The sequence below is a fragment of the Seonamhaeicola aphaedonensis genome, from assembly GCF_003386195.1.
GTDB classification, from domain to species: domain Bacteria; phylum Bacteroidota; class Bacteroidia; order Flavobacteriales; family Flavobacteriaceae; genus Seonamhaeicola; species Seonamhaeicola aphaedonensis.
In genome coordinates this window covers 316,896-327,746 of record NZ_QRDX01000005.1, presented here as the reverse complement: position 1 = coordinate 327,746, position 10,851 = coordinate 316,896, and the positions used below count along the sequence as shown (strand labels likewise).

The following is a 10,851-nucleotide window of genomic DNA, read 5'->3' as shown; positions in this document are numbered from 1 at the left end:
ACCAGTCAAGCTAATGCTGATAATGATACCGGAGCTATTAGTGCTACGGTTAGTCCAGCTTCTGCTACCACATATTATGTTAGAAGCGAATTTGCAACTGGATGTTATGTTACTGATACTATCGATATTTCTATTGATGCTTTACCTAGTGTGAATGCCGGATCTGACCAAGCCATTTGTCTTGGAGGTTCATTTGATTTATCTACCATTGCAACGGGTACTAATTTAACCTACCATACAAGTCAGGCAAATGCCGATAATGATAACGGAGCTATTTCATCAACTGTAAGTCCAAGTGCTACAACTACGTATTACGTTAGAAGTGAAAACAACATAACAGGATGTTATAATACTGATGATGTTACCATTACTGTGAATCCGCTGCCTACATTATCTACAAGTAATGGTTCTGTATGTGCAAATAGTCAAACCAGCATAGATTTAAATACTTTAGTTACTTCAAATGGAACTACAATAACTTTCCACGCCAGTCAAGCTAATGCTGATAATGATACCGGAGCTATTAGTGCTACGGTTAGTCCAGCTTCTGCTACCACATATTATGTTAGAAGCGAATTTGCAACTGGATGTTATTTGACAGATACCATAGATATTTCTATTGATGCTTTACCAAGTGTCAATGCCGGATCTGACCAAGCCATTTGTCTTGGAGGTTCATTTGATTTATCTACCATTGCAACGGGTACTAATTTAACCTACCATACAAGTCAGGCAAATGCCGATAATGATACCGGAGCTATTTCATCAACTGTAAGTCCAAGTGCTACAACTACGTATTACGTTAGAAGTGAAAACAACATAACAGGATGTTATAATACTGATGATGTTACCGTTACTGTTAACCCATTACCTACAGTAAGTGCCTCTAACAATGGCCCTTTCTGTATAGGAGACACCATCAATCTGAATGCTACATTTACGAGCAACGGTTCTAATAGTGCAAGTTCATGGAGTTGGACTGGACCAAACGGGTTTAGTTCCTCTTCAGAAGACCCATCATTAACTGCTGTATTAGCTTCTGATGGCATTTATACAGTATCGGTTACAGACAATAATGGCTGTGTGAATACGGCGACCACAACCGTTACCGTAACACCAGATCCAAGTATTAGTCTAAATACAGGAAATGATACACAACAAGTATGTTCTGGCTCCGCAATTCCCAACATAACTTACACTATTGGCGGTGGCGGTACTGGTGCAACTGTTACAGGTTTACCAACAGGGCTTTCCTATAGCTTTAGTGGCGACACTCTAACCATTAGTGGCACACCCTCTGTAAGTGGCTTATTTAACTACACTGTAACCACAACAGGTTGTAACCCTATTACAGCAAATGGAACTATTGAAGTATTTTCTGTTACACCTAGTACCCCCGGAACCATAACTAGTAATGCTTCAACAGCAATATGTCCTCCAGCTACAGGCATAACTTATACTGTACCAAATGACCCTAATGTTGTAACCTATCAATGGATTTTACCTGACGGTTTTACTATAATTTCTGGAGACGGCACCAATAGTATCACAGTTAACATAGCTGCCAATGCTGATGAAGATGATGTTTCGGTTAGAGCCACTAACCCTTGTGGAAATAGCGGATTATCATCATTAGAAATAACCATTGGTTCTGGTGCCATTGCAGATGCTGGACCAGACCAATATGTATGTCATGGAACCCCTCAAATAACCCTAGCCGGTTATGTGGGTGGCGCTATTAAAAATGCGAACCAGTGGGATTGGAGTGACAATGGCGCTGGAGGAACCGTACCTAATAGTGGTGGAAATAATGCCCAATTAAACGGCACCTATACCCTGCCAGCAGTTACAACACCAGGACAGATAATAACCATTACTATTGCAACTGACGACCCAGGAGGCGTATGTGGTGATGCTGAAGACGATATGCTTTTACATATATTGCATAACCCGACGGCTTCAATTAGCACGAGTGCTACTCCAATTTGCGAAGGGACCAGTTCTACGATTACTTTTGATGTGGATGCACATGAAAATAGTGATATCATTATTACTTACAATATCAATGGAGGAGCAAATCAAACTATTAATCTAACAACGGATGCCTCGAATCCTTTAGGTACGTCTTCAGGAAGTGCAACCCATGTTTTAAATACTGGAGCTCTTTCTAGTACCACAACCTACAATTTAGTAAGTGTGGCTTATGCCAATAATCCTGCTTGCACTCAGAATATTGGTGCTTCAGCTACTGTTAATGTAGATCCGTTAAATACGGTTGAAGCTGGTGGTCCTGACACGGTTTGTCAATCTCCTACTCCTAGTCCTATAACACTTTCTGGTGCTTCCTTTGGTGGCGGCGCTACAGAAGCTGCTTGGTCTATTGTTTCTGGTGGAGGAACTTTAAGCTCAACAGCTGCAACTTCGACCCCTCAAAACATAACATATACGCCTGCTAATAATTTTACGGGTACTGTAACGTTGCAATTACTCACTAATGCTCCGGATGCATGTCCTGCAGTCAGTGATACAAGAACTATACAAGTTGAATTAGCTCCAACTGTCGATGCCGGTGGCGTACAAATATTATGCGCTGGTGAATCTATTACACTTAATGGAACTATTGGAGGCAGTGCCTCTAGTGCTACCTGGTCTGCACCTTCTGGGACATTCTCTAATGTAAACTCATTAACATCTACATATACCCCTAGTATTTCTGCAGGAACTGTTCAGCTTACTTTAACTACAGACGATCCTTCTGGCTCCTGTACTGCAATATCTGATACAGTTGAAATCACAGTGAATCCTGCTACAATAGTTGATGCTGGCAATCCGCAAACTGTATGTTCAGGCGGAAACATTAACCTTAATGGTAGCATTACAGGCGGAACATCTAATGGAACTTGGTCTGCGCCTTCTGGAACATTCTCTAATGTTAATTCTTTAACATCAACATATACACCTAGTATTTCTAGTGGAACCGTTATCCTTACTTTAACATCTGATGACTCTGATGGAGTTGGACCATGTATACCTGTTACTGATACCGTGGCTATTACAGTAAACGAAAACACAGTTGTGAATGCAGGCAGCTCACAAACTGTTTGTGAGGGAGGCACAGTAAACTTAAATGGTAGTATTACAGGCGGAACCACCAATGGAACTTGGTCTGCGCCTTCTGGAACATTCTCTAATGTTAATTCTTTAACATCAACATATACACCTAGTATTTCAAGTGGAACTGTTACCCTTACTTTAACCTCAGCTGACCCTGATGGTTCAGGACCATGCTTACCAGTAGATCATACTGTTGATATTATAGTAAATGAAGATGTAGTAGTAGATGCTGGTAGCCCGCAAACGGTTTGTTCAAATGGTTCGATTACCCTTAATGGAAGCATTACAGGTGGTACCACCAATGGAACTTGGTCTGCGTCTTCTGGAACGTTTACTAATGTTAATGATTTATCAACAACTTATTCACCGGGTATTTCAAGCGGAACCGTTACCCTTACTTTAACCTCAGCTGACCCTGATGGTACAGGACCATGTGTTGCAAAAACTGATACTGTTATTGTTACTGTAAAAGAAGATGTCATCATCACAACCCAACCTCAAAATGTTGGGGTCTGTGAGTCTGACTCCGCTAGTTTATCAGTAGTTGCCTTTGGAGATGACCTCAGCTATGAATGGTTTAAAGTTTCATCTCCTTCTGACATTTCGGTGGGTACAAATGCTACTTTGAATTTTGGGTCTACCACTTTAAGTGATGCCGGCTCTTATTATGTTATTGTTAGTGGAGACGCTTCCTGTGCTAGCAAGACATCATCTACAGTAACTTTGAACGTCAACCAAGTATTGACCGTTACCGACCATCCTGATGATGTTACTGAATGTGAAGGGAACAGCATAACTTTTAACGTTACAGCTACGGGAGCTCTAGCAGCTACAAACACGTATCAATGGAGAAAAGATGGTGTGAATTATGGTGCTCCTACAACGTCGTCTTCTTTAACAATTGGCCCTTTAACACCTGCAGATGCTGGTGTTTATGATGTTGTTATAGCCAGTGCTGGTGGTAACTGTCCAAGTGTTACATCAAACGGTGCTACTTTAACAGTAACTCCTTTACCAGTAATAACCAATTTAAGCTATTCTAGTTCTGAATACTGTATATCTGACAATACAACCTATAACCCAACGTTAACTGGTGCAAACTTAAGTGGAGGTACTTATTCTTACGTAGCAAATTCAGGAGGATCTATTACGGGATTCAATACATCAACAGGTGCTTTCAATCCAACTAACACTTATATAGATACTTATACAATAACTTACACTATGAATGTTGGCGGAGGTTGCTCTGTGGTTTCAGAAGATTTCACATTTACTATTTACGGAGATGCCTCAGTAGATGCTGGAAGTAATCAAACCATTTGTTCTGATGATACGGCAACTATGAGTGCTACCTTAAATGGTGGCGGTGCAACCTCTGGAACTTGGAGCACTAGTGGAGATGGGTCATTCAATAACACTAGCCTATTAAATGCAGTATATACACCAGGCTCAAGTGATGTAAGCTCTGGTAATGTAACCTTAACATTTACTTCAAATGATCCTGTTGGCCCTTGTTTGGCTGTTTCAGATACAATGCTATTAACAATTAACCCAATTCCTGAAGTTGAAGCAGGAAATGATCAAACTGTTTGTTCTAATGATACAGTTACTCTAAATGGTGCTAATTATTCGGGAGGCGCAAGTACTGCCGCTTGGTCTATTATATCGGGTGGTGGAACACTAAGTTCTTCTTTACAAACGGCAAACCCTGAAACAATTACCTATACGCCTGCTTCTGGTTATTCAGGTACGGTCATTTTAAGATTAACCACCAATGATCCTGGAGCACCTTGTGCTGCTGAATATGATGAGCTTACGCTAACCGTACAACCTTATGTTGCTGGTGGCTTTACTTTAGAAGGTTACGCCTTAGATGACCAAAATAATCAAGGACCCATAAGCAGTGAAATCATTGCTTGTCATGAAGGGAATGGACAACTTGAAGTAAGCGGAGTTTCAGCTACAGATATTGTTGAATGGCAGTATTTGAATAGTACCGTTACTGACTTTACAACAGTTCCTATTGACCCCATTGGTCCTGGTTCTACTGTTGGAAATGCTGGAAGGCTTATATATAATTTCACCGATGTATTAACCAATGCAATTGATGGAGCAACCGCTTTCCGCGTGGTCGTTAATACGGGCAGTGCATGTGGCGATGTTTACTCAGACGTGGCTTATGTGAGCGTTATTCCGTCCGACTTAAAACCTGAGCCAGTTCAAGCGTCTCCTATAGAATATTGTTTAGGAGGTACCTCAACCTTTTCTTCTTCCGTTAATTTTGGCGGCGAAACACTCAATACTGAAGGAGGTTTTGATCAAGGCCAATTAAATACTAACGACCCTGATGGATGGATTGTTGATGGAGAGTTAGGTAAATTATCGGCTTCAGGTAATAGTGTTAATCAAAATAACTGGTCTGTTACCAATGATGGTAAAACATACCATACTGGTGTAACATATGATAATGATATTGTTTCACCGCCTACCAACGAAGGTAAATTTGCCATTGCCTATGGCTACTATAATACAACTGGTGTTGGAGGCCATCCAGTAATATTTGATCCTGATACAGGCAACAGAATTACAACCATGGAAACACCTATTTTTAGTCTTATGACAATTCAAGATGCTGTTTTAGAATTCAGAGAGGCTTATTATTTAGAAGGTGCTCAAAATTGTTTTACTGATGAAACCCATACAAGTACTGAATTAGCGCCTGCTGCCGAATTAATAATTGAATTATCTACTGATGGCGGCGCCAATTACGATATAGAATTAAGACCAACTATTACTGGTCCGGCAAGTACACCAGCAAATTATCAAGATTTCGCTGATGTATCGTTAGACTTAAGTGATTATTTTGGGCAAACTAATTTAAGAGTTAGATGGACTTTTGTAAGAAACTGTTCTAGTAGCTGGGCAATAGACGGAATAACACTTCCAGGTGTTGGAGGTGTTAGTGAAGTAGAATGGACTGATGAATTTGGGAATGTTTTACCTGTGGTAACTGGTACTAACAATGTATTGTATACGCCATATGCACCAGGTTTTCAAAGATATACCGTTACCACATATATTAATGGTTGTAGAAGTTTAGCCCCTGATGGTTCAGAGGATGTCTACTTAACAGTACACTATGCCAATGCAGGACCATCTCAGTCTGTTAGTATTAACAATTGTGGTAGTAGTGTTAACTTACATGCTTATGACAACCGATTATCTCCTCGTGCAAATTATAACGAATATGCGGCAGAAAACTCATGGGAAGGCTGGTATTTATTACCTGGTGATGATCCTGATGAAGGTTGGACTCCACTAAATCCAGATCCATTTAATGGTTCTGACTATGGCCCTACTATGGCACCCACTGACATCCCAGGAACATGGTCTATTTCAAGCTATATTGGTCCGAATATAGTTGACATTAATACTCCTGCGAACTATTTCTCTGACATTAATGATCCAAAAGCTGAATTCTTTGGTCCTGGTGGCGAATATACGTTAACTTGGACGACCCCTAATAGTGGTGATGGTGGTGATTGTTCTTCAGATGTTACTGTTATATTAACTGATTGTAGTACATTAGATTTTGACGGTGAAAATGATAATGTAACCTTTAGAAATAACTATGACTTAAGTGGTTCATTTAGTTTTGAAGTATGGATTAAACCAGATGCTACTACAGAAACAGGTCTAGCAAACAATAATATTCAAACTATTTTTTCTAAACGTAATGCTACCAATTTAACACATGGTTATGATTTAAGATTAGAAGGCAACACCTTATCATTTAACTATAATGGATCAACTGCTGTAACTGCTTCTCCTATTGGAACAGACAGATGGTACCATGTTGCTGTAACTTATGACGGCACCTACAGGCTTTATGTAGATGGTATTGAAATGGATAGCGGCGGTAGTGGTGTTCCAACCTCAAATAACTACGAATTTATACTAGGGGCTATGGATCAAAATCCAGCTGGTGGTAACCCTAACCCGGATAATTACTACAGTGGATGGATGCAGGAATTACGTTTATGGGATGTTGCGCTTACGGTTGAACAAATACGCCAGATGATGAATCAACGCATTCATGATAATGGTTTGGTAGAAGGTGATATTGTTCCTATAGATGTGGCTGGTTTAAACTGGGCTAGCTTAAGGGCTTATTATCAAATGGTTCAAGCTTCTGAAATAGTTGGTGGTTATTTAATTCCAACTGGTGGAACTGGAGCCATAAATGGACAACTAAGAAATATAGAGACTACCCAAGATGAAACCGCTCCACTACCTTATTTCACCAAAGCCATTGGCAATTGGAATACTACAGGTGCTGGAACACCTTGGCAACATGGAGATTCTGTTTGGGACCACCCTAACAGTACAGGCATTAATGGACAACCAATTGATTGGAATATAGCTCAAATAAGACATGATGTCATTTCTAATACCCAGGATGTAATTTTGCTTGGTTTACTAGTGGATGCCAATAGAGAATTGACAGTTACAAATACTGGCACACAAGATGAAACCAATAACGGTCATGGTTTATGGATAACGCATTATCTACTACTTAATGGACAAATTGATTTGATTGGAGAATCTCAGTTAGTTCAAAAACGCTATACGGGTAGTGCAGGTATATCGATAACTTCAGGAACTACAAATCAGGTTACTGAAAGTATTCTAGATGCAAATAGTAGTGGCTACATTGAAAGAGACCAGCAAGGAACCAATAACCCGTTTAATTATAATTATTGGGGGTCTCCAGTTGGACCAAGAACAGTAGGCACGAATAATAACCCTAGAAGCGTAGGAGGAACCATGATGGACGGAAGCACAAGTGCTACGCCTAAAAATATTACTTTTACAGGGACGTATACAGCTCCAGACACTGATCCAATATCTATTAGTACACGCTGGATGTATGCCTATGAAAATTATACGAATAACACCTATGCTGCTTGGAGACGTATTGGCAATACTGTTAACTTTAATGCTGGTTTAGGGCATATCATGAAAGGCAGTGGTAATAATTATGTTCCCTATAATATTGGCACTCAAAACTATGTATTTACAGGTAAACCAAATAACAACACCATTACTACTCCTATCAATGACGGATATGACGCTCTAATAGGAAACCCTTATCCATCAGCTATTGATGCTAATATTTTTCTATTAGATAATGGTCCAACTGGAACTAATGCTATTTCTGGAGCTCTTTACTTCTGGGAACATTATGTGGGTAACAATACCCATATTTTAGCGCAATATGAAGGTGGTTATGCGGTTTTAAATTTTACTGGTGGAATTGCTGCCGCCACCCCTCCTCCAACTGCTGAGGGATATGAAATTTTAGGTGGTCCAGGAACAAAAGTTCCAGAACGATACATCCCAGTTGGACAAGGCTTTTTTGTAACGGCTGCAGATCTCACTGATAATGGAGATGGAAACGGAGCAGGTGGAGATATAGAGTTTAATAACGATCAACGTGTATTTGTTAGAGAGGCTGTAACTGGCTTTGCAAATAATGGTTCGGTGTTCTTGAAATCTAATAATACTAAAAAAGGTGAGACGTCCAAATCTGCACCTCCCAAAAATGGAGAGTCCTCAGATGACATCAAACGTTTAAGAATAGATTTTAAAACGCCCGAAGGTGCTATTCGTCAATTATTGTTAGGTTTTGTTCCTGGAGGTACCGCAACTGACGATGTTGATTATGGTTACGATGCACCTAAGTTTAACAATTTCCCTAACGACTTAACTTGGATTATTGATGGAAAAGGATATGAAATTCAAGGTGTTGGAGAATTTGATGAATCTAAATTATTGCCATTAGGTCTATATTTAGGTTCTGGTGGTACTTTTGAAATCATTTTAAATGACATGGATGGATTAGACCCAAATACCAAGGTTTATGTCTACGATTCATTATTAGGAACATATACCAAAATAAACAATAAGAATTTTGAAATGAATCTAGAAGCTGGTGATTATTTGGACAGGTTCTTCCTAACCTTCGAAAAAAATAATACCTTATCATTTGATGATGACAATGTACTGGAATCACTCATAGGCATTAGCTATTTACAAAACACCAAAGAATTATATATTAAGACTCCAGCAAATATTGGTGTTAAACAGATATACTTAACAAATATACTTGGACAGACTATTAAATCTTGGAATGTTTCAAACACCCCTAATCTGTCTACCAACGAAATTAGGATACCGATAAGTAAAGTTGCTGAAGGTACTTACATAGTAAAAGTGGAAACTTTAGATGGATCTGCCAATAAAAAGATAGTAGTACAGCAATAAAAAGAGTTTAATCTTAATTAAAAAAGAGATGCTTTAAAGCATCTCTTTTTGTTTTTAGTAATATTAATTTATGTATAGAAGTGCATTTCATCGATTTTTTTTGCATTTTATAGGTTTTTAGTAATTTTTATTGTTATATTTGACGCATAAATATGCCGTTCATCGATTAAATATAAATATAATGATGAAAATTACTACTTATCTTTACTACTGTATTATTGGAGTTACAATAGCCTTTTCTTCTATCCACAAAGCTGAAGCTCAAAATGATATGCAAAAGATTCAAATTGATTTCACCATGCCAAATGGTTTTGTGAGACATCTTTTGATTGGTTTTACACCAGATAACGCTGCTTCAGATGGAGTGGACTATGGTTATGACGCCATAAATAGAGATATATTTCCAGATGATCTAAATTGGATGATAGACAACAATAGATATGTTATACAAGGCGTAGGTGCGTTTGATGATACAAAACAATACTCATTAGGTATGTTTCTACAAAATTCAGGAAATATAAAAATTAAACTAGCTGGTACTTATAATTTTCCATCTTCTACAAATATGTACATATATGATAGTGAAGAAAGAACTTACACTAAAATTAATGACACTGATTTTGATTCTCATATGCCAAGTGGTGAATACACAGACCGGTTTTATCTGGCCTTTAAAGAAACTTCAGAACCAATTGTCGCTAAAAACTCGCTATCTACAAATGATGAAATTTTAGCTTCTACAAAAGTTCATTATTCCAAAAAATCCAATGAATTAATTATAAGTACAAATAATAATATTAAGATTGAAGCTATTGATATTTATAACATAGCAAGTCAAAATCTATATTCAAAAAAAACAACTGCATATAGCGGCATCAAAATTCCTTTATCTTTAAATAGTAACGCTTACTACATAATTAACTTACTAACCGATAGAGGATTATTAACAAAAAAGATAATGGTGCTTTAATTGCTATTTATATTTTAACCAGTTTATACATTTATAGTCTCTCACATGAAAAAAATTTTACTCTCAAGTATCTTACTATGCCTATGCTTACAGGTTACTTTTTCGCAAAACTTAAAATACAAACGCATTATAATTAATTCCCCTACCCATGATGTCATACATACATTAAGTGATTTAGGTATGGATTTATCTTGTGGAGCCTTGATTAATAGTCAAGGACTACAGTTAGAACTCTCTGAATATGAACTAAAAAATTTAAAAAATAAGGGCATTGCCTATAATGTGCTTGTTAATGATCTTACTAAGTTTTATGCCGATAGAGCTACTAAAAATCTCCCAACGGCCATTAAAGAACTTGAATCGCAAAAAACAAGTCTAAATGCAAAAGCCGGTTTTGGTAAAAGTAGTGTCTCTAATATTCTTTTCGATAATATAGGACA

The 10,851-nt window shown here is 38.1% G+C and carries 3 protein-coding genes; all 3 read left to right on the top strand.

Annotation, left to right across the window (positions count from 1 at the left end; all coding sequences use genetic code 11):
- The coding region (locus tag DFQ02_RS10275; protein WP_116524338.1) for a LamG-like jellyroll fold domain-containing protein at nt 1–9,441 on the top strand (9,441 nt) is incomplete at its 5' end.
- Between the two features lie 181 nt (nt 9,442–9,622).
- Nucleotides 9,623–10,411 carry a hypothetical protein gene (locus tag DFQ02_RS10270; RefSeq protein ID WP_147297757.1) on the top strand — a complete coding sequence of 263 codons (789 nt, stop codon included), beginning with the start codon at nt 9,623–9,625 and terminating at the stop codon, nt 10,409–10,411.
- Between the two features lie 45 nt (nt 10,412–10,456).
- Nucleotides 10,457–10,851, top strand: a 395-nt coding sequence (locus tag DFQ02_RS15210; protein WP_181896398.1) for a hypothetical protein, incomplete at its 3' end; no start/stop codon positions are given.

Excerpts from the sequence above, each read along its gene's own strand:
- DFQ02_RS10270 (WP_147297757.1), top strand. The coding sequence starts at position 9,623 with ATGATGAAAATTACTACTTATCTTTACTACTGTATTATTGGAGTTACA.